The 18479-nt window shown below is 67.0% G+C and carries 20 protein-coding genes; 7 read left to right on the forward strand and 13 right to left on the reverse strand.

What is annotated here, in order from left to right:
• Window position 1: 1 nt before the first annotated feature.
• From Mschef_RS12130 to Mschef_RS18460, 11 genes are all read right to left on the reverse strand, one after another.
• Window positions 2–706, reverse strand: a complete 705-nt coding sequence (locus Mschef_RS12130) for a MotA/TolQ/ExbB proton channel family protein (protein ID WP_081128775.1) — start codon at window positions 704–706, stop codon at window positions 2–4.
• Window positions 707–779: 73 nt separating this feature from the next.
• On the reverse strand, window positions 780–3158 hold the full coding sequence (locus Mschef_RS12135; RefSeq protein ID WP_081128777.1) for a DNA internalization-related competence protein ComEC/Rec2: 2379 nt from the start codon (window positions 3156–3158) through the stop codon (window positions 780–782).
• 44 nt (window positions 3159–3202) lie between these two features.
• Entirely contained in the window at window positions 3203–3880 is a 678-nt protein-coding gene (gene lolD / locus Mschef_RS12140) for a lipoprotein-releasing ABC transporter ATP-binding protein LolD (protein ID WP_484502486.1), read from the reverse strand.
• Between the two features lie 61 nt (window positions 3881–3941).
• The gene (locus tag Mschef_RS12145; RefSeq protein WP_081128781.1) at window positions 3942–5180 is read right to left on the reverse strand and encodes a lipoprotein-releasing ABC transporter permease subunit; all 1239 of its coding nucleotides are present in this window, start codon (window positions 5178–5180) and stop codon (window positions 3942–3944) included.
• 97 nt (window positions 5181–5277) lie between these two features.
• Window positions 5278–5703, reverse strand: coding sequence for a protein YgfX (locus Mschef_RS12150; protein WP_081128784.1), 426 nt, complete (start codon window positions 5701–5703; stop codon window positions 5278–5280).
• The gene (locus Mschef_RS12155; RefSeq protein ID WP_081128787.1) at window positions 5675–5944 is read right to left on the reverse strand and encodes an FAD assembly factor SdhE; all 270 of its coding nucleotides are present in this window, start codon (window positions 5942–5944) and stop codon (window positions 5675–5677) included. The genes Mschef_RS12150 and Mschef_RS12155 overlap by 29 nt, the downstream gene beginning before the upstream one ends.
• A 1-nt stretch (window position 5945) precedes the next feature.
• On the reverse strand, window positions 5946–6722 hold the full coding sequence (locus Mschef_RS12160) for a succinate dehydrogenase iron-sulfur subunit (RefSeq protein ID WP_081128789.1): 777 nt from the start codon (window positions 6720–6722) through the stop codon (window positions 5946–5948).
• 12 nt (window positions 6723–6734) lie between these two features.
• Window positions 6735–8522 (reverse strand): succinate dehydrogenase flavoprotein subunit, encoded by a 1788-nt coding sequence (sdhA, locus tag Mschef_RS12165; RefSeq protein WP_081128791.1) that lies wholly within the window; start codon window positions 8520–8522, stop codon window positions 6735–6737.
• Window positions 8523–8526: 4 nt separating this feature from the next.
• Window positions 8527–8910, reverse strand: a complete 384-nt coding sequence (gene sdhD, locus Mschef_RS12170; RefSeq protein ID WP_081128793.1) for a succinate dehydrogenase, hydrophobic membrane anchor protein — start codon at window positions 8908–8910, stop codon at window positions 8527–8529.
• Complete coding sequence (gene sdhC / locus Mschef_RS12175; RefSeq protein WP_081128795.1) at window positions 8907–9302, reverse strand: succinate dehydrogenase, cytochrome b556 subunit; 396 nt, start codon at window positions 9300–9302, stop codon at window positions 8907–8909. Before sdhC ends, sdhD begins: the two co-directional genes overlap by 4 nt.
• Before the next feature lie 48 nt (window positions 9303–9350).
• The gene (locus Mschef_RS18460; RefSeq protein ID WP_425480121.1) at window positions 9351–9647 is read right to left on the reverse strand and encodes a DUF1674 domain-containing protein; all 297 of its coding nucleotides are present in this window, start codon (window positions 9645–9647) and stop codon (window positions 9351–9353) included.
• Here Mschef_RS18460 and ygfZ point away from each other — a divergent pair.
• Window positions 9612–10421, forward strand: a complete 810-nt coding sequence (gene ygfZ, locus Mschef_RS12185; RefSeq protein ID WP_168708964.1) for a CAF17-like 4Fe-4S cluster assembly/insertion protein YgfZ — start codon at window positions 9612–9614, stop codon at window positions 10419–10421. The two genes, Mschef_RS18460 and ygfZ, sit on opposite strands and share 36 nt — an antisense overlap.
• Window positions 10422–10822: 401 nt before the next feature.
• Window positions 10823–11269, forward strand: a complete 447-nt coding sequence (locus tag Mschef_RS12190; RefSeq protein ID WP_081128799.1) for a cell wall hydrolase — start codon at window positions 10823–10825, stop codon at window positions 11267–11269.
• A gap of 94 nt (window positions 11270–11363) precedes the next feature.
• Here Mschef_RS12190 and Mschef_RS12195 read toward each other — a convergent pair whose 3' ends face one another.
• A complete protein-coding gene (locus Mschef_RS12195; RefSeq protein WP_242426517.1) occupies window positions 11364–11846 on the reverse strand; it encodes an outer membrane lipoprotein in 483 nt (160 codons plus the stop codon).
• Between the two features lie 196 nt (window positions 11847–12042).
• On the opposite strand from Mschef_RS12195, the gene Mschef_RS12200 reads away from it, so the two are divergent.
• The 5 genes from Mschef_RS12200 to Mschef_RS12220 all read left to right on the forward strand — a co-directional run bounded on the left by Mschef_RS12200 (window position 12043) and on the right by Mschef_RS12220 (window position 17653).
• Window positions 12043–12825, forward strand: coding sequence for a TatD family hydrolase (locus tag Mschef_RS12200; protein WP_081130009.1), 783 nt, complete (start codon window positions 12043–12045; stop codon window positions 12823–12825).
• Between the two features lie 73 nt (window positions 12826–12898).
• On the forward strand, window positions 12899–13420 hold the full coding sequence (locus Mschef_RS12205; protein ID WP_081128801.1) for a MarR family winged helix-turn-helix transcriptional regulator: 522 nt from the start codon (window positions 12899–12901) through the stop codon (window positions 13418–13420).
• A complete protein-coding gene (locus Mschef_RS12210) occupies window positions 13417–14895 on the forward strand; it encodes an efflux transporter outer membrane subunit (RefSeq protein WP_081128803.1) in 1479 nt (492 codons plus the stop codon). The genes Mschef_RS12205 and Mschef_RS12210 overlap by 4 nt, the downstream gene beginning before the upstream one ends.
• On the forward strand, window positions 14892–16097 hold the full coding sequence (locus Mschef_RS12215) for an HlyD/EmrA/EmrK family protein (RefSeq protein ID WP_081128805.1): 1206 nt from the start codon (window positions 14892–14894) through the stop codon (window positions 16095–16097). The genes Mschef_RS12210 and Mschef_RS12215 overlap by 4 nt, the downstream gene beginning before the upstream one ends.
• Window positions 16094–17653: a DHA2 family efflux MFS transporter permease subunit gene (locus tag Mschef_RS12220; RefSeq protein WP_081128807.1), complete on the forward strand. Its 1560-nt coding sequence runs from the start codon at window positions 16094–16096 to the stop codon at window positions 17651–17653. The genes Mschef_RS12215 and Mschef_RS12220 overlap by 4 nt, the downstream gene beginning before the upstream one ends.
• 75 nt (window positions 17654–17728) lie before the next feature.
• Here Mschef_RS12220 and Mschef_RS12225 read toward each other — a convergent pair whose 3' ends face one another.
• A complete protein-coding gene (locus tag Mschef_RS12225) occupies window positions 17729–18475 on the reverse strand; it encodes a tRNA threonylcarbamoyladenosine dehydratase (protein ID WP_081128809.1) in 747 nt (248 codons plus the stop codon).
• Between the last annotated feature and the right edge of the window lie 4 nt (window positions 18476–18479).

The raw sequence follows: 18479 nt of genomic DNA on the forward strand, positions 1-18479 counted from the left end.
CTCAACGCTCCGCCGGCGCCGGCGCAACGCGCGCGCGCGTGGCGGACTTGGCGGGCGCGCGCGCGCTGCTGGCGGCAGATGCCGGCGTGGTCGCGGGCGGCGCGCCGGGCGCGTCGAGCTCATCGAGCAGGCGCGCGGCCTCCTGCTCCATGCTCACCGCGTAGCCGTCGATGCGACTGCGGAAATAGCGGTGAAACACGTACGCCGGGATCGCCACGACGAGGCCGGTCGCGGTGCAGATCAATGCCTCGCCGATACCGCCGGCCATCTTGGTCGGATCGCCGGCGCCGTGGACCATCACCGCCAGGAACATCCTGATCAAGCCGATGACCGTGCCCAGCAAGCCCAGCAGCGGCGCGATCAGCGCGATCGTGCCGAGGGTATTGAGATAACGCCCCATGCGGTGCACGACGTGACGCCCGGTGTCCTCCAGGCGTTCCTTGATCAGCTCGCGCGGCCTGCCGCGCACGCGCACCGCGGCGGCCAGCAACTGGCCCAGCGGCGAACCAGCGGCCAGCGCGTCGATGTGCGCAGGGTCGAGCTTGGCCGCGCGCGCCCAGACGCGCACCTGCACGCCCAGGTCCGGCGGCAGCACGGCGCCGCGGCGCAGCGTCCAGAACCGCTCGAGGATGATGGCCAGGGCCAGCGCCGAGGTCAGCAGGATCGGCAGCATCGGCCAGCCACCGGCAATCAGGATATCGAACACGCGCGTGATTCTCGTGCGACAACAGGCGGGCCGGATGATAACAGCGCCGCGGCGTGCTTCCGTGGCCGGCGCCTCACTCGCGCCACCAACGCGGGGCATCCTCCCGGCTGAGCATGAGGTGCGGCCCATCCGCGCGCATGTCCACGCGCAGGGCGCCGTGATCCGCGGTGTTGAACAGCGGTACGCCACGCACGCGCAGGCGCGCCAGCACGTCTGGATGCGGATGTCCGTAGCTGCTGCGGTAACCCGCCGAGACCAGCGCCAGGCGCGGACGCAGCGCATCCAGCAGCGCATCGGTGCTGCTGAAGCGACTGCCGTGGTGCGCCAGCAGTAACACCAGCGGCTGCGACGCGTGGCCGGTCATCGGCCCATCCTGCGCCAGTGCGCGCTCGCTGCGCGCGCCGATGTCGCCACTCAGCAGCAGCGTGCCGCCACGCCCGCGCACAGCCAGCACGCAAGAGGATTCGTTGCCACTGACCGCGCCGCCGCGGCGCGGATGCAGCACGCTAAACTCGACTTCGTCCCATATCCAGCGTTGCCCACGCACACAGGGCAGCAGCGGCAGGCCGACGCGTTCCGGCTCGCTGCCTTGCAACAGTGCGTGCGGGTAGGCCGCCAGCACCGCGCGTGCGCCGCCAGCATGATCGGCATCGCCATGACCGATCAGCAGTCGATCGAGTCGCTGCACACCCAGCGCCCGCAGGCTGGGCACCACCGCGGCTTCACCCAGATCGAAGCCCGAGCGATAACGGGGTCCGGCGTCATACAGCAGCGCGTGCCGTGGTGTTCGCAGCAGCACCGCCGAGCCCTGTCCCACGTCCAGCACCCAAGCCTGGAAATCTCCGCGCGCGGGCCTCTCCAGCGATGGCCACAACAATGGCAGCAGCAGCGGCAATCCGAGCACGCGCGCGGGCACTCCACGCGGCGCCAGCATCCACAGCACGCCGATGCACGCCAGCACGAACGCGCCGGCGCCCGCCCATGGCAGCCACGCCAGAGCCCACGGCCACGCCGCCATGTGCTGCAGCAGATCCCACTGCGCGCGCATCAGCCAAGCCGCGAAGCGCGTCAGCGCGACCCCGCCGGGCGCTCCGCTGACCAGCAGCAGACTGGCCACAAGCGTGATGGGCACAATGATGAAGCCCATCAGCGGCACCGCGACCAGATTGGCCAGCGGGCCAACGCGCGAGGCCTGTCCGAACAGCAGCACGGTCAAGGGCAGCAGCGCCAGCGCCATCACCCCCTGTGCCAGCCCCAACTCGGCCAGCCACGCGCGCCAGCCGCGTCCCGGCTGCAGCGCGTACACCAGCAGCGCCACCCCGGCGAAGGACAGCCAGAAGCCCGCGCCCAGCACCGCCAGGGGATCGAACACCAACACGGCCAGCAGCGCCAGCGCCAGTGTCTGCATGCCGCCCACGCCGCGCCGACGCGTGCTCGCCCAGGCCACCACCGCGATCATCAGCAGCGTACGTACCGTGGGCAGGCCATAGCCGGCGAGCGCGCCATAGGCCCACGCGGCGGCCAGTGCCACCGGTGCGGCCAGCACGCGCCGCGGCCAGTGCAGCAATACGCGCGGCCATAGCCAGGTGAATGCATAGACCAACAGCGCGCCGGCGATGCCGGCCAGACCCACGTGCAGACCCGAGATCGCGATCAGATGACCGACGCCGGTGGCGCGCAGCACGCGCCAGTGTGCCTCGCCGAGTCCACGCTGATCGCCCACGGCCAGCGCCTGCAGCAGCGGCGTGGCGCGGTCGCCCGCGGGCAGCGCGGCGGCAATGGCCGCGGCGATGCGTGCGCGCATCGCGTCCACGCACACCGGCGCGCCGCCCAGTTGGCGTGCCCTGCGCGCATCGCGTACATAACCGGTGGCGATCAGCCCATTCAAGGCCGCCTGGCGCTCGCTGTCGTAGCCACCGGGATTGACCTGCCCGTGCGGACGCTTGAGTCGCACCGTCAACTGCCAGCGCTGACAGGGCGTCACTGCCTGCGCGGCACCAAACCAGCTCAGCCGCACGCGACCATGCAACGGCAGGGCGCGGCCAGCGCGGCTGGCATGCTCGATTGCCAGGTCGAAACGCTGCGCGTCGGCAGCGGCTTCGGGCAAGCCGACCACGCGACCTTCGATGTGCAGGTCCTGGCCTTGCAGTTGCGGCGGCAGGCGCGCATGCAAGACCAGCGTGGCCATGCCGGCAGTCCATGCGAAAGCCAGCAACAGCACGCCGAGCAGGCGCAGGCGCGACATGCGCAAAAGCAATGACAGGATCAAGCCCGACAACGCGCAGGCCAGCACCATCCATGGCGGCGGCAGGTGCGGCAACAGCGCCGCGCCGACCACACCGGCCAGTGCCGCCAATGCGTGCGTGGCGCCAAGGCCGGTGCTGCGCTGCGCCCGTGCCCAGCGCGCCCAGGCCGCGCCGGCATCGCGCCCGAGCGCGCGGATGGCGACCATCGTCGTGATCCCTGCGACGCGAGCGCTTCCCTGCGGCACGGCGGCTATCCCGCGCGCATCTCGGCGAGGCGTCCGCCGGTCATTTCCAGCACGCGGTCCATGCGCGCAGCGAGGCGACTGTCGTGCGTGGCCAGCAACAACGCCGTGCCCGATTCGCGATTCAGCTCCAGCATCAGCTCGTACACGCCGCGCGCGGTGCGCTCGTCGAGATTGCCGGTGGGCTCGTCGCCCAGCACGCACAGCGGCTTGGTGACCAGCGCGCGCGCCACCGCGCAGCGCTGACGCTCGCCGCCGGACAGCTCGCCCGGCTTGTGCTGCAGGCGATGCCCCAACCCCACGCGCTGCAGCAGCGCCGCCGCCTGATCGTGCGCGTCGCTGACCGCATCGCCGCGAATCAACAGCGGAAACGCAACGTTCTCGACCGCGCTGAACTCGGGCAACAGGTGATGAAACTGATAGATGAATCCCAGCGCTTCGTTGCGCAGGCGCCCGCGCGCGGCATCGCCGAGCGCGGAAAACCTGCGCCCGGCCAGCACCACCTCACCTGCAGTGGGCGTGTCCAGTCCGCCGAGCAAGTGCAGCAGCGTGCTCTTGCCCGCGCCCGAGGCGCCGATCACGGCGACACTCTCGCCGCGGCACACGGCCAGATCGATGCCCAGCAGCACCTCGGTGCGCAGCTTGCCTTCCGCGTAGGTCTTGGTCAGACCTTCGGCGCGCAGCACGGCATCCACCACGGGCACAGTGGCGACGACGCTGGCGGCAGCTGCCGCGTCACGCGCGAGCTCATTCATAGCGCAGCGCCTCCGCCGGCTGCGTGCGCGAGGCGCGCCACGCCGGATACAACGTGGCCAGCATCGAGAACACGAACGCCAGCAGCGCGATCCAGCCGACGTCACGCCACTCCAGGCGCGAGGGCAGATTGCTGATGTAGTAAACGTCCGGCGACAGAAACTGCACGTGGAACAGGGACTGGATGCCATCCACGATCGCCGGCAGATTGATCGACAGCAGCACGCCGCCAAGCACGCCCAGAGCGATGCCGATCAGGCCGCTGATCATGCCCTGCACCACGAATACGCCCATCACCGTGCGCGGCGTGGCGCCCATGGTGCGCAGGATGGCGATGTCGGCCTGCTTGTCGGTGACCAGCATGACCAGCGTCGACACCAGATTGAACGCCGCCACCGCGACGATCAGCGAGAGGATGATGAACATGACCTTCTTCTCCATGGCAATGGCCTTGAAGAAATTGGATTGGGTGTCCATCCACGTCGATACCGCGTACAGCCCGCCGAGTTTCTGCACCAATTCGCGGCCGACCTGATAGGCGAGAAACGGGTGATCGAGTTTGAGGCGGATGCCGGTCGGCCCGGATTGCTGATAAAGCTTTTCTGCATCCTGCATGTTGATTTCGGCGCGATTGGCAAAATCCGCATTTCCTGCTTCGAACAAGCCGCTGACGGTGAAGCTGCGCAAGCGCGGAATCGCACCGATCGGCGAGGCGGTGAAATTGGGCACGAACACCACCACGTGATCGCCCATGGTCACGCCCAGGCTCAAGGCCAGATTGCGCTCCAGCACGATGTTCCAACTTCCCGGCGTGAGGCTGGACAGGCTGCCCTGCACCATGTGCTGGCCAATGCTGGTGACCCTGGTTTCATAGGCGGGCACAACGCCGCGGATGATCGCGCCTTGCGCGCGCTGGCCCTGCACGTAAGCCCCGTGCTCGACATACGGCGCGGCGGCCAGCACGTGTGGCAGCGCGTCGGCCACGCGCACCGCGTGCGGCCAGTCGCGCACCGGGCCATCGACGCCGGAAATCGTGGTTTCGGCGACCATGCCGAGGATGCGGTCGCGCAGCTCGTGGTCGAAGCCGTTCATCACCGAGATCACCGCGATCAACGCGGTCACGCCCACGGCGATGCCCAGCATCGACACCATGGAAATGAACGAGATGAAACGGTTGCGGCGCTTGGCACGCGTATAGCGCAGGCCGATGAACAGGCTCAGTGGACGGAACATGGACGGCTCATCGGGTTATCTCGGGGGGTGCGGAAATTGCGCCAGCGGGGCGCGCAGCGTGCACCAAGCCCGCGGCGCCGACAAGCGCGGCGCGGCCTCAGCGCGTGTGGGCTTGCGCCGACAGTCGCATGCGCAGCGCTCGATGCTGGTCGGCGTCAAGGCTGTCCGGCAGCAACCACAGCGTCGCGGCATGTGGGCGCGGGCCATCGCTCCAGACGAGACGCAGCACCAGCAGCGGGCCGAACACGCGCGCGGCGCGCCACTGCGCCGGCATGACATCGGCGCCACGCCAGATGCGCGCATCCTCGCGACCCAGCTCGAAGCTGCTGATTGGCGGCCTCAGCAAATGCCTCGCGGCAAGCGCAGCCAGCACCACGATCAGCCCGATGCCGGTGCCGCGCAGCGGCCAGGGAATATCCGCCAGCAGCAACGACAGCACGGCCAGTGCCGCAATCAGCATCAGCGCCAGCAGCAGGCTGGGCGATGCGCGCAGTTCAATGCGCAGCGCGGGCGCGGAAGTCATCGATCAGCGCCTGCCAGTCGCTGCGCGGTGCCGCGCTGCGGCCCGTGCACCACGCCCACAAATCCGGGTCCTGCTGCTCGAGCAGTTCGGCGAACGCCGCGCGTTGCGCCGCACTCGCGCTGCGCCAGTGCGCATCCAGCCAGCCGCCCAGCAGCACGTCGAGCTCCTGCATGCCGCGCCGGCAGCGCCAGCGCAGACGGCCCAGTTGCGCTGCATCCGCAGGCGCCGCGGCCGCGCCCATTTCAGCCGCGCCGCGCGACGATGAGTTTCTTGATCTCGGCGATGGCCAGCGCCGGGTTGAGACCCTTGGGGCAGGTCCGCGTGCAATTCATGATGGTGTGACAGCGGTACAGGCGGAACGGGTCTTCCAGTTCGTCCAGACGCGTGCCCGTGTCCTCGTCGCGGCTGTCCACGATCCAGCGATAGGCCTGCAGCAGAATCGCCGGGCCGAGGTAACGGTCGCCGTTCCACCAGTAGCTCGGGCATGAGGTGCTGCAGCATGCGCACAGGATGCACTCGTACAGGCCGTCGAGTTTCCTGCGATCCTCCGGTGATTGCAGGCGCTCGCGGTCCGGCGCGGCGCTCTCGGTGCGCAACCAGGGACGCACTGCGGCGTGCTGGGCGTAGAAGTGGGTGAGGTCGGGCACCAGATCCTTGACCACCGGCATGTGCGGCAGCGGGTAGATGCTGATGTCGCCCTTGCACTCATCCAGACCCGTGGTGCAGGCCAGCGTGTTGACACCGTTGATGTTCATCGCGCACGAACCGCAAATACCCTCGCGGCAGGAACGGCGCAGGGTCAGCGTGGCGTCGATCTCGTTTTTGATCTTCAGCAGCGCGTCCAGAACCATCGGCGAGCTGGAGACGTCGACTTCGAACGTGTCCAGGCGCGGGTTCTCGCCATCGTCCGGCGTCCAGCGGTAGATGCGGAATGTACGCACCTGCTTGGCGCCGGCCGGCGCCGCGTGGTGCTTGCCCTTTTGCACCTTGGAGTTCCTGGGCAACGAGAATTCAGCCATGACTGCGATTCCTCAATACACGCGCTTTTTCGGCGGCACCACGTCCACGTCTTTGCTCATCGTGGCCATGTGCACCGGGCGATGGTCGAAACGCGACTTGCCGGCGTCATCCACCCACACCAGAGTGTGTTTCAGCCAATTGACATCATCGCGATCGGGAAAATCCTCGCGCGCATGCGCGCCGCGGCTTTCGGTGCGCTGCTCGGCCGAGTGCATGGTGGCCACCGCCTGACCGAGCAAATTGGCAAGCTCCAGCGTCTCCACCAGATCCGAATTCCACACCAGCGAGCGGTCGCTGACGCCGATATCGGCAAACTGGTCGCGCACGCGGCTGATGTTGGCGCAGCCTTCCTTGAGCGTCTCGCCCGTGCGGAACACCGCCGCGTCACGTTGCATGGTGCGCTGCATGTCGCCGCGCAGCCTGGCCGTGGGCGTGCCGCCCTTGGCGTGGCGCAGGCCATCGAAACGCGCCAGCGCGGCATCCAGCACGCTGGCCGGCAAATCGGGATGTGGCGTATGCGGTTTGACCTCTTCGGCGCAACGATTGGCAGCGGCGCGGCCGAACACGACCAGATCCAGCAGCGAGTTCGAGCCTAGGCGGTTGGCGCCATGCACCGACACGCAGGCCGCCTCGCCGATGGCGAACAGACCCGGCACCACGGCGTCGTTGTCCTCACCCTTGCGCTGCACGACTTCGCCGTGGAAGTTGGTGGGGATGCCGCCCATGTTGTAGTGCACCGTCGGCAGTACCGGAATCGGCTGCTTGGTCACATCGACACCGGAGAAAATGCGCGCGGTTTCGGCAATGCCCGGCAGGCGCTCGTGGATCACGTCCTGGCCCAGGTGCATCAGGTTGAGCAACATGTGATCGTGCTCATCGCCGACGCCGCGGCCCTCGCGGATTTCCACGGTCATGGCACGGCTGACCACGTCACGCGAGGCCAGATCCTTGGCGCCTGGCGCGTAGCGCTCCATGAAGCGCTCGCCCTTGCTGTTGGTCAGATAGCCGCCCTCGCCGCGCACGCCCTCGGTGATCAGGCAGCCCGCGCCATAGATCCCGGTGGGATGGAATTGCACGAACTCCATGTCCTGCAGCGCGAGGCCCGCGCGCAGCACCATGCCACCACCATCGCCGGTGCAAGTGTGGGCCGAGGTGCAGGAAAAATAGGCGCGACCATAGCCGCCGGTGGCCAGCACCACGGCATGGCCACGGAACAGATGCAGCGTGCCTTCGTTCAGATCCCAGGCCAGCACGCCGCGGCATACACCTGCGCTGTCGAATACCAGATCCAGCGCGAAATACTCGACGAAAAACTGCGCCTGATGGCTCAGCGCCTGCTGGTACAGCGTATGCAGCATGGCATGTCCGGTGCGGTCGGCGGCGGCGCAGGTGCGTTGCGCGGTGCCCTTGCCGTAATGCGTGGTCATGCCGCCGAACGGGCGCTGGTAGATCTTGCCGTCCTCGGTGCGCGAGAACGGAACACCGTAATGTTCCAGCTCGATCACCGCGGGAATGGCCTCGCGGCACATGTATTCCACCGCGTCCTGATCGGCCAGCCAGTCCGAACCCTTGATGGTGTCGTAGAAATGAAAGCGCCAGTCATCCTCGCCCATGTTGCCCAGCGCCGAAGCGATACCGCCCTGCGCCGCCACGGTATGCGAGCGCGTGGGAAACACCTTGCTGATGCAGGCCGTGTTCAAACCCTTGGCGGCCATGCCAAACGTGGCGCGCAGACCCGATCCACCCGCGCCCACCACGATGACATCGAACTTGTGTTGCTGGATCTTGTAGCTTTCCATGGTCTCAACGTCCCAAAGCAATGCGCAGCACGGCGAGCGCCGCCAGCACCGCGGCCAGTACGGCGTAGAAGCGCACCGCGATCTGCAGCACGACCCCAAGCCAGCGCGAGTGCACGTAATCCTCGATCACCACCTGCAGCCCCAGCTGCATGTGCCAGAACAACGCGGTAATGAACACCAGCATCAGCACGGCATTGAGTGGATCGGCCAGCGTCGTGCGCGCTGACGCGTAATCGCCATGCAACAGCATCAGCACCAGCGCCATGAACCACAGCCCAAGGAAAACCAGCGCCACCGCGGTGATGCGCTGCCGCCACCAGTGGTTCACGCCCTCCTTGGCCGAACCCAGTCCGAGCGCGCGCTGCAGCGGATTGCGCAAGTCGTTCATCGCGCACCCCCGGCCAGCACGATCCACGCCCAGACCAGAATCGTCAGCAGCAGCGACAGCACCACCACAACCCAGCCATTGCGCACGAACGTCGGCTTGGCGAAGCCGAAGCCGGCGTCCTGCAGCAGATGCCTCACGCCGTTGCACAAGTGATAGGCAAAAGCCCAGGTCCAGCCAATCAGCAGTACCAACAGCGGGGGCGTCGCCAGAAATGATCGATAGACCGCGAAAGCCGCGCTCCCGTCCGCCAGCGTCAACAACCCGCCCAGCAGCAGCAGCGTACCTACGGCCAGTGCGATGCCGGTCGCGCGGTGCAGGATCGAGGAGACCATCTGCACCTGCCAGCGATAAATGCCGAGGTGCGGGGAAAGCGGGCGTCGCGTGTGATCCATGGCGGGTTCCTGGCGAGGGATCGGAGTCGGTGCTGACTGAGGAACGATTCAAAAATCGATGCAACGGCCGTTCTTTTCCCAATCGCCGTAGCGCGTGGGATCAAGCGGCGCGTGCGACGCCGGAGGGGCGGACGATGGAACCTGCGGCGGCGAAAGCGATGGCGTGCCGTGGTGATCGGGCTTTGGCGCGGTTGCAGGACGTGGCAGGTATGGGTCAGACATATGCTTCACTCGCAAGGATATAACCTTACTCCACCATGGCTCAAGCTCAGGCGCGGATTTACGCGCCAACCGCGCATGCAGAACGTGTTGTCCGAAGCACCTCACGAAGCAGCGGTTGTGCATTTGCACGGCGCCGATGCCGAGCGTTTCGCGCACGCGCAATTCGCCTCGGACGTGCGTGCGTTGCCACTGCAGCGCTGGCAGTGGAGCGCATGGCTGGATGTGCAGGGCCGCGTGCGCGTCCTGCTGCAACTGGCACGCATCGCGGACACGCGCTTCCTTGCGCTGCTGCGCGGCGGTGACGCACACACACTGGCCGCCGCACTCGGCCGTTTCCTGCTGCGCGACAAGCTGCAACTGACGGCACAGAAGATGCGCTTGTTGCCTGGCGCGGTGCTCGCCATGAACCAGGTCCAGTTGCAGGACCACGCGATTGCCCTCGGCATGGACACGCACAGCTGGATGCTCAGCGATGCGCAGGCCGACCCCGCGCAGCCATCCAACGTCATCGAGGATGCGTCGCGCGCAACGGCCTGGCTGCACGAGCTGCGCGCCGGTTGGCCGTGGCTGCCCGATGCCGCGCTGGATGCGCTGTTGCCGCCGGCGCTGGGACTGGAACATCTGGGCGCCGTGCGCTTCGACAAGGGCTGCTACCCCGGGCAGGAAATCGCCGCGCGCCTGCATTTCCGCGGCGGCAACAAACGCGAACTGGTACGCCTGCGCGGCGCCGCGCAAATCATCGAAGACCTGCTGCGTAACACGCCCGCGGCGTTGCAGGTTTTGCTCATGCACCGCGATGGCAGCAACGACAGCGTCGAAATGCTCGGTGTCTTGAACACCGCCAGCGCGGCCGCAAGCGCCTGGACAGCATTGATCGTCGCGCGCTATCCGGCTTGACGCACGCCGCGCGCACAAGCACGGCATGCGCGTCTGGCACATTCCTCGAAACTGAACGAGATCACCCGGGCACTTGCGCAAGTCCTGCGCGATGCGTACCGTGCGCCGGCCTTTCCGGGACAGCGGCATCATCGCCGCGGTCCTGCGCGCGGCGATCCGGAAGCTCCGCATCGCAGCGTGCATGGCCTGCACAAGGCCACCGACAAGCCGCCTGCGTCATGCAGGCAGTCAGGCGCGGCGCCCAAGGCGCCCCTGACACTCGGCCGCACCCGCCGGTGCTGGCCTGTACCCCATGTGCGACACCGCGACTGAACGCGGTGTCGTTGCCGGAAGCCCAGGACGAGCGGGCTTTCTCCCCATGCGTGCGCCGCAATCACGGGCGCCCACCAAGGAGTCGTGCGATGAAACTCGCCTGGTTGTTGTGGATGGCATCCTGGATGGCGCCCGTTGCGCCGCATCTGGCCAGCCAGACTTGTCTGGCGACCACGGTCTATCTGGAAGCCCGTGGCGAACCGCAAATCGGGCAGGCCGCGGTAGCTGAGGTTGCGCTACGCCGTCGCGAGATGGGCCTGTGGGGCAAGCACGTGTGCGAAGTCGTCACCGCGCCAAAACAATTCGCACCAAGCCTGGTGCCGCCGGGCACGCAGCTGGACAATCTGCAGTCGTGGCAACTGGCCTGGACCATCGCCGGCCGAGCGCTGCACGAATGGTCGCTGCCACGCGACCGCCGCCGCTACGTCGTGCCGCACGCGATGAGCTTCTATGCCGCCGACATTCCCGCGCCGTCGTGGGCCACAGGCTCACCGCTGGCGGTGATCGGCGATCACCGCTTCTACGCGGTGAACTGAGCCGCTTGGAGAAACGCCGCGCCCGGCGCAGCGTTGCCACGGAAGCGTTGCCACATGAGCGGATCACACAGTACGTGACACGCCTGCATGTGGTTCAGTGCTCGCCACGCCAGCGCGGATACACGCGCCCGTCGCGAATGACCACCGCATCGCCTGGGCGCACATCCGGGTATTGATGCTGGATCAGACTCACGTCGCGGCCGTCGCTCATGCGCATCCAGATGCGCCACGCTGGCACCTGATTGCCGTTCTGCCCGGCCACCGCGTTGCCCACCGCGCCGCCCGCTACGGCACCGACGATCGTCGTCGCAGCACGCCCCCCGCCATGCCCCAACTGGTTGCCCAGCGCGCCGCCGATGACTGCGCCCAGTACGGTGCCCAGCGTGCTGTCATTCTTTTCGACGTAGACCTCTTCGACATGCTGAACCACGCCGCAATCCGCGCACACCTGCCCGCGCGCGTAACCTTGCTGCGGACCATACCCATTGCGGTAAGGCTGCTGGGCGCAGCCAGCCAGACCCACCCCCAATGCGGCGACCAGCAACAGACTTCCCATCGTTTGCATACGCACACGCATGATCGACTCCTTGAACCAGGCCCGGGTATCACAGCATGCGCGCGCCATGCGCGCCTGCCGTTCCCGCAGCGGATTGCAGCAATGCCAGACTGAACCCGAGCTTAGAGGATGACCCGCTGGCACGTGACGGTCGCTGTCACGTCGATCCACTGCGTTGCGGCAAGTAGGGTGCCGCAAAGTGCCTTATCGTTACTGCATGCAGCAGCTGATCGACAGCCACAGCCATCTGGACGCCCATGCATTCGATGCTGATCGCGCGCAGGTGCTGGCGCGCGCAGACGCCGCTGGCGTGATCGCGCAGATCGTGCCCGCAACCACCGCAGCAAGCTGGCCGGCGCTCGGCTCACTCTGCGCCAGCCAGGCATCGTTGCACGCAGCCTATGGCTTGCATCCCATGTTTCTCGGCGCGCACGAGCAACGCCATCTGCAAGCGCTCGAGACACTGCTTGATCACGCTACGCCTTGCGTGGCGATCGGAGAATGCGGACTGGACCATTTCATGCCGGATATCGATCGCGCGCGACAACAGTTCTTTTTCGATGCGCAACTCGCCATTGCCACGCAGCGACATCTGCCGGTGATCGTGCACGCACGCCGCGCGCTGGATGCCGTGATCGCCAGCTTGCGACGCCACCCCGGCCTACGCGGGGTGGTGCACAGTTTCTCCGGCAGCGCGCAGCAAGCGGCGCAATTGTGGGATCGCGGTTTCATGCTGGGAATCGGCGGCCCGGTGACTTATGCGCGTGCGCAACGCCTGCGCGGCATCGTCGCGCGCATGCCGCTGCAATACCTGTTGCTGGAAACCGACAGCCCCGATCAACCCGACAGCGCTTGGCGCGGACAACGCAATGAGCCAGCACGCCTGCCGCACATCCTCGATGAAATCGCCGCGCTGCGCGGGCAGGCTCCCGATGAAGTTGCAGCCGCCACGCGTGACAATGCCTGCCGCCTGTTCGGCTTGTCCGGCGACCCACCTTGAGCATGGGCGCTTGACGATACGCCAATGCAACATCGAGAATTATTTCACCAGTGAAATTTAGGCCGGTGAATCAATGGCTTTGGTCGCTGAATTCTCCTTGATCCGCGCAGGTGTCGAGCGCGTCAGCGGGCGTGGCGTTGGTCTACCCGTCGATGACGTGATGCTGGCACGCAAAGTCAAGCATCTGGGCATGGCGATGACGGCGCGCCTGCAGCGCCTGCTGCAGCCTCATGGTCTGGTCGAAGCCGACTTCAGCGCATTGATGCAACTGTTCGGCAGCCCCGGCAAGAGCGCCTCGCCCGGCGAGCTGTGCAATCTGACCGCGCAGCACCCGACCAACATGACGCGCATCGCGGATGCACTGGTGCGCAAGCGACTGGCAACGCGCACGACCGACGCGGACGACCGGCGCCGCGTGATCCTGCGCATCACCGCACGCGGCGAACGTCTGGCGCGCATCCTGTTGCCGCAATTGAGTGCCGAAGTCCATGGCGCGCTCGCCGCCATGAGTGCGAGCGACAAACGACAACTCGATCGTTTGCTGCAACGGCTGGCCACATCGCTCGACGCCCACAGCGGGAAATCCCGTCCATGAACCGAATCCGCGCCGTCAGCCTGATCGCATTGCTCTCCTTGCTCACTGGCTGCGCCGGGCTACCGCCTGCGCTGCCACCACCGTCGGCATTGCGCGGCGATGCACCGCTGCGCGGCTTGCCGAGCACCACGCAAGCGGCATGGCCGACGGCTGACTGGTGGCGCGATTTCGACGATGCGCAACTCGACGCGCTGATGCAGCAAGCGCTGAGCAGTTCTCCCGGTCTTGCCGCGGCGCGTGCGCGCGTGCGTGCTGCCGTGGCGCTGGCCGGACTCGATGCCGCCGCGCAACGCCCACGCATCGGCGCCAGCGCCGACCTGACGCGCCAGCGCTTGAGCGAAAACGGGCTGATTCCACCGCGCTTTCTCGGTTTCACCTGGTACACACAAAGCGACCTCGGTGCGCAACTCGATTACAGCTTCGATTTCTGGGGCAAGCAACACGCACAACTCGCCAGCCGCATCGATGACGTGCGTGCCGCGCGCGCCGAGGCCCAGGCTGTGCGCCTGGGCTTGACCACGGCCATCGCAAGCGCCTACTTCGCCTGGCAAACCGATCAGGCGCAACTGCGCGACGCCAATGCGCTGGTGCGGCTGCAACGACAACTGCGCGAACTCAGCGCCGCGCGCGTCCGCCAGGGTCTTGATCCGGAGGATCTCGACGCCGGCGCGCGGCTGCGTTGGGCGCAGGCCAATACCCAGCGCGCAGAACTTGCCGGCATCGCGCAGACGCAGCGCGCCGTGCTCGCGGCACTGGTCGGTGTGGCGCCGGCGCAATTGCCACCGCTGCAGCCGCGCCCGTTGCCGGCGGTCAGCGCGGCATTGCCGGACGATGCGCGCCTGCAATTACTGGCGCGGCGCCCCGACCTGGTCGCGCTGCGCTGGCAGGTCGAGGCCATGGGCGAACAGGTTCGTGCCGCACGCGCCAGCTTCCTGCCCAATCTCAGTCTCGGCGCCATGGCCGGATTTTCCAGCATCGATACCAGCAAGGCACTGGCCCTGGGCAGCCGCGTGTTCGATGTCGGCCCCGCACTGAGCCTGCCGCTGTTCGATGGCGGTGCACTCAAGGCGCGCTACGGCTACAGCGTGGCACAACTCGATGGCGCCACCGCGCGCTACAACCAGGCGGTGCTCGATGCCGCGCGCGAAGTCGGCACGGCGGTGCTGGACTTGCAGCGTCTTGATGCGCAGCGCGCCAGCCAGCAGCAGGCGCTTACGGCCAGCGTCGAGTTGTCGCGCCAGGCCGCCGCACGCCTGCGTCAAGGCCTCACCGATGCCGCGCCCGCCATCGCCAGCGAGACCTCGCTGATCACCCTGCGCGCCACGCTAACTGCACTGCACGGCCAGCAGCTTGCCGCCGAGGTCGCGTTGATCCAGGCGCTGGGCGGCGGCTACATGGACGGCGCCGCTACCGCGACCCCTGCCGCCGCAGCCACCACACCCGCACCCGCCCACGCACCGGACACCACGCCATGAGCGACGCACAAACCACGACTGCACCCACCGCGCGGGGCGCAGATACGCCGCCATCCAGACGCCGCGCCATGCTGTTGATTCTGGCCAGCGCGTTCATGCTGGCTGGACTGATCTGGCTGGTGTTGTGGTATTTCGTGTTCTCGCTGCGCGTGACCACCGACGACGCCTACGTGCACGGCAATCAGGTCAATGTGGCCGCCGCGGTGCCAGGCACCATCGTCGCAGTGCTGGCCGACGACACCCAACTGGTGCGCGCCGGGCAGCCGCTGTTCAAGCTCGATCCGACCGATGCCGAGCTCAACCTGGCCAGCGCCCGCCATGCGCTGCAGCAGGCCGTGCGTGGTGTGGCCGCGCAATTCGCCCAGGTCGCCCAGGCGCAGGCTGAAATCGCCGCGCGTCAGGCACAGCTGGCGCAGGCCGAGGACACCCTGCGCCGCAGTGCGCCGCTGCTCAAGCAGCGTGCCGTTGCCGCCGAACAGGTGACCCGCTTGCGCAACGCCGTCATCGCCGCGCGCGCCGCGCTGCACGCCGCCGTGCAACAGGAACGCGCCGCGCGCGCCGCCGTGCAGGGCGCCGACATCGCGCGCAATCCCGGCGTGCTGCGCGCGCGCGACGCCTTCCGCGCAGCGTGGATCAACCTGCAACGCCACGTGGTGCTGGCGCCGGTGACAGGCTATGTCGCGCAACGCACGGCGCAGCTCGGGCAGCGCATCCAGCCCGGCCAACCGCTGATGCAGGTGATTCCGCTCTCGCATCTGTGGGTGGATGCCAACTTCAAGGAAACCCAGCTCGCCGACATGCGCATCGGCCAGCCGGTCACACTGACCAGTGACCTCTATGGCAGCGGCGTGGTGTTCCATGGCGCGGTCGTGGGCCTGGGCGCCGGCACCGGCTCGGTGTTCGCGCTGCTGCCACCGCAGAATGCATCCGGCAACTGGATCAAGGTGGTGCAGCGTCTGCCGGTGCGCATCTCGATCGACGCGAGCGATCTGGCGAAGCATCCGCTGCGCCTGGGCCTGTCGATGGATGTCGATGTGGATATCCGCGACCGCAAGGGCCAGGTACTGGCGCAGCAGCCGAGCTCGCAGCCGGCAGCAATCACCACGGTGTACGCGCATGAGTTGACGGGCGCCGACGCCGCCGCCACAGGCATCATCCAGGCTGCCGCCGCAGCCGCCACCGGGAACACGCGCGAGCCATGAGCCCAACGCAGGAGGCGGCGCCCAACGCCTACGGCACGCCGCTGAAGGGCACGCCACTGGTGATCATGACGGCGGCGATCGCCTTCGCCACGTTCATGGAAGTGCTCGACCTGACCATCGTCAACGTGTCGGTGCCGACCATCGCCGGCAGCCTGGGCGTCAGCCCCGAGGAAGGCACCTGGGCGATCAGCTCCTACGCGCTGGCCAGCGCCATCATGCAGCCGCTCACCGGCTGGATCGCGCGGCGCTTCGGCGAGGTGCGCACCTTCACCACCTCGGTGCTGCTGTTCGTGGTGTTCTCGGGGCTATGCGGACTGTCCACCAGCATGCCCATGCTGGTGTTCTTCCGCCTGATGCAGGGTATGGTTTCCGGGCCGATGGTGCCGCTGTCGCTGACCCTGCTGTTCAGCATCTACCCGCGCGAGAAACAGGGCGTGGCGCTGGGCCTGTGGGCCATGACCGTGGTGATCGCGCCGATTTTCGGACCGGTGCTGGGTGGCTACATCACCGATAACATGCATTGGTCGTGGATCTTCCTGATCAATATCCCAGTCGGACTCGCCGCCGGTCTGCTCACCCTGACCTTGATGCGCGGGCGCGAATCGAAGACCTTCAAGGTGCCGATCGACATCGTCGGACTGGTGCTGCTGGCTGCGGGCGTGGGCTCGCTGCAGTTCATGCTCGACAACGGCAACAACATGGACTGGTTCGCCTCGCCGCTGATCCTGACCCTGGGCCTGACCGCGCTGGTGTGCTTGAGTTTCCTGATCGTGTGGGAACTCACCGACCGACACCCGGTGGTCGATCTGCGCCTGTTCAAATCGCGCAATTTCAGCATCGGCGTGCTGTCGCTGACAGTCGGCATGTTCTGCTTTTTCGGCATCAACGTGGTGTATCCGCTGTGGCTGCAGACCACACTGGGCTACACCGCCGAATGGGCCGGACTGGCCACCGCGCCGGTGGGCCTGCTGGCCGTGGTGCTGTCGCCGCTGGTAGGCAAAAACCTGCACCGCATGGACTTGCGCATGGCGGTAAGTTTCGCCTTCATCGTGTTCGCCTGGACATCGTTCTGGTTTGCCGGATTCAGCACGGACTCCACATTCTGGCAACTGGTCGAGCCACGCATCGTGCAGGGCATCGCCATCGCATTCTTCTTCATCCCGCTGAATCAGATCATCATCGCCGGCCTGCGCCCGGACCAGATCGCCTCGGCCTCCGGACTGGCCAATTTTTTCCGCACACTGGCTTCCAGCGTGTCCACGGCGGTGACAGTGACGCTATGGCAGCACCGCGCCGAATATCACCACGCCGTGCTCGCCGAACAGGTCAGCCTGGGCAATCCCGGCGCGGTGGCTTACATCGACAAGGTGCATGCACTGGGACTGCATGGACCACCAACTTTCGGCCTGATCGATCTGATCGTCAGTAAGGAGGCCTATACGCTGGCGGTGAACGATGTGTTCTGGCTGTTCGGCTGGCTGTTCATCGTCATCATCCCGCTGGTGTGGCTGGCGCGACCGCCATTCAACGCCGCGGCTGGCGCGGGCATGCACTAACGGATACCAAAGCGGAAAACTGATCGGTGCCGCATCAACGCAGCGCGTGAATGTATGTTGCAACCTACTGCTGTGCTAGCGCAGCAGCAGTTCCAGCGTCTTGCCCGCGGCGGCCATGCCGAAACTTGCGGTGACGTGCATCACCGAGCCCAGACCGCCGCCGCAATCGAGGCTGCCAGGTTCACAAGCCGCATCGACATCCGGCGCGCGCCGCACGTTTTCCATCGAGTACACGGCGGCGATGCCGAAATAGCGCTCGGGGTTGCGCGCGAACCCATGCTGCTGGCGCAGGCGTTTGCGCACCAGCGCCAGCAAGGCATCGTGCTCGGTGCGCGAAAGATCACGCACTTGCACGCGCACCGCGTCGCTGCGCCCACCGGCCGAGCCCACCGTAACCACCGGCTGTTTGTTGCGGCGGCAGTGCGCGATCAACGCCACTTTCACCGCCAGGGCATCGCAGGCATCCAGGACCACATCGCAATCGGCGAGCAGATCCATACGCTCGGTGGTGAGAAACCGTTCCACAGGTTGCAGGTGCAGCGCGGGATTGATCGCGTGCAGCCGCTCGCCCAGCACCGCCACCTTGGGCTTGCCGTAGTTGCCGTCCAGCGCGTGCGACTGACGGTTCGTGTTGCTGATGCACACCTCGTCGGCGTCGATCAGACGCAACGTGCCAACGCCGCTGCGCGCCAGCGCCTCGGCCGCCCACGAGCCGACGCCGCCGACGCCGACCACGCCGACACGCGCAGCGGCAAGGCGCTGCAAGGCCGCTGCGCCATACAGGCGCACGACACCGGCAAAGCGTGGATCGGATGCAAGCATGGGC

This window comes from Metallibacterium scheffleri (genome assembly GCF_002077135.1).
Classification (GTDB): domain Bacteria; phylum Pseudomonadota; class Gammaproteobacteria; order Xanthomonadales; family Rhodanobacteraceae; genus Metallibacterium; species Metallibacterium scheffleri.

Excerpts from the sequence above, each read along its gene's own strand:
- Mschef_RS12135 (WP_081128777.1), bottom strand. The coding sequence starts at position 3,158 with ATGGTCGCCATCCGCGCGCTCGGGCGCGATGCCGGCGCGGCCTGGGCG.
- Mschef_RS12145 (WP_081128781.1), bottom strand. The coding sequence starts at position 5,180 with ATGTTCCGTCCACTGAGCCTGTTCATCGGCCTGCGCTATACGCGTGCC.
- Mschef_RS12150 (WP_081128784.1), bottom strand. The coding sequence starts at position 5,703 with ATGACTTCCGCGCCCGCGCTGCGCATTGAACTGCGCGCATCGCCCAGC.
- Mschef_RS12155 (WP_081128787.1), bottom strand. The coding sequence starts at position 5,944 with ATGGGCGCGGCCGCGGCGCCTGCGGATGCAGCGCAACTGGGCCGTCTG.
- Mschef_RS12160 (WP_081128789.1), bottom strand. The coding sequence starts at position 6,722 with ATGGCTGAATTCTCGTTGCCCAGGAACTCCAAGGTGCAAAAGGGCAAG.
- sdhA (WP_081128791.1), bottom strand. The coding sequence starts at position 8,522 with ATGGAAAGCTACAAGATCCAGCAACACAAGTTCGATGTCATCGTGGTG.
- sdhD (WP_081128793.1), bottom strand. The coding sequence starts at position 8,910 with ATGAACGACTTGCGCAATCCGCTGCAGCGCGCGCTCGGACTGGGTTCG.
- sdhC (WP_081128795.1), bottom strand. The coding sequence starts at position 9,302 with ATGGATCACACGCGACGCCCGCTTTCCCCGCACCTCGGCATTTATCGC.
- Mschef_RS18460 (WP_425480121.1), bottom strand. The coding sequence starts at position 9,647 with ATGCACAACCGCTGCTTCGTGAGGTGCTTCGGACAACACGTTCTGCAT.
- Mschef_RS12190 (WP_081128799.1), top strand. The coding sequence starts at position 10,823 with ATGAAACTCGCCTGGTTGTTGTGGATGGCATCCTGGATGGCGCCCGTT.
- Mschef_RS12195 (WP_242426517.1), bottom strand. The coding sequence starts at position 11,846 with ATGCGTGTGCGTATGCAAACGATGGGAAGTCTGTTGCTGGTCGCCGCA.
- Mschef_RS12200 (WP_081130009.1), top strand. The coding sequence starts at position 12,043 with ATGCAGCAGCTGATCGACAGCCACAGCCATCTGGACGCCCATGCATTC.
- Mschef_RS12205 (WP_081128801.1), top strand. The coding sequence starts at position 12,899 with ATGGCTTTGGTCGCTGAATTCTCCTTGATCCGCGCAGGTGTCGAGCGC.
- Mschef_RS12210 (WP_081128803.1), top strand. The coding sequence starts at position 13,417 with ATGAACCGAATCCGCGCCGTCAGCCTGATCGCATTGCTCTCCTTGCTC.
- Mschef_RS12215 (WP_081128805.1), top strand. The coding sequence starts at position 14,892 with ATGAGCGACGCACAAACCACGACTGCACCCACCGCGCGGGGCGCAGAT.
- Mschef_RS12220 (WP_081128807.1), top strand. The coding sequence starts at position 16,094 with ATGAGCCCAACGCAGGAGGCGGCGCCCAACGCCTACGGCACGCCGCTG.
- Mschef_RS12225 (WP_081128809.1), bottom strand. The coding sequence starts at position 18,475 with ATGCTTGCATCCGATCCACGCTTTGCCGGTGTCGTGCGCCTGTATGGC.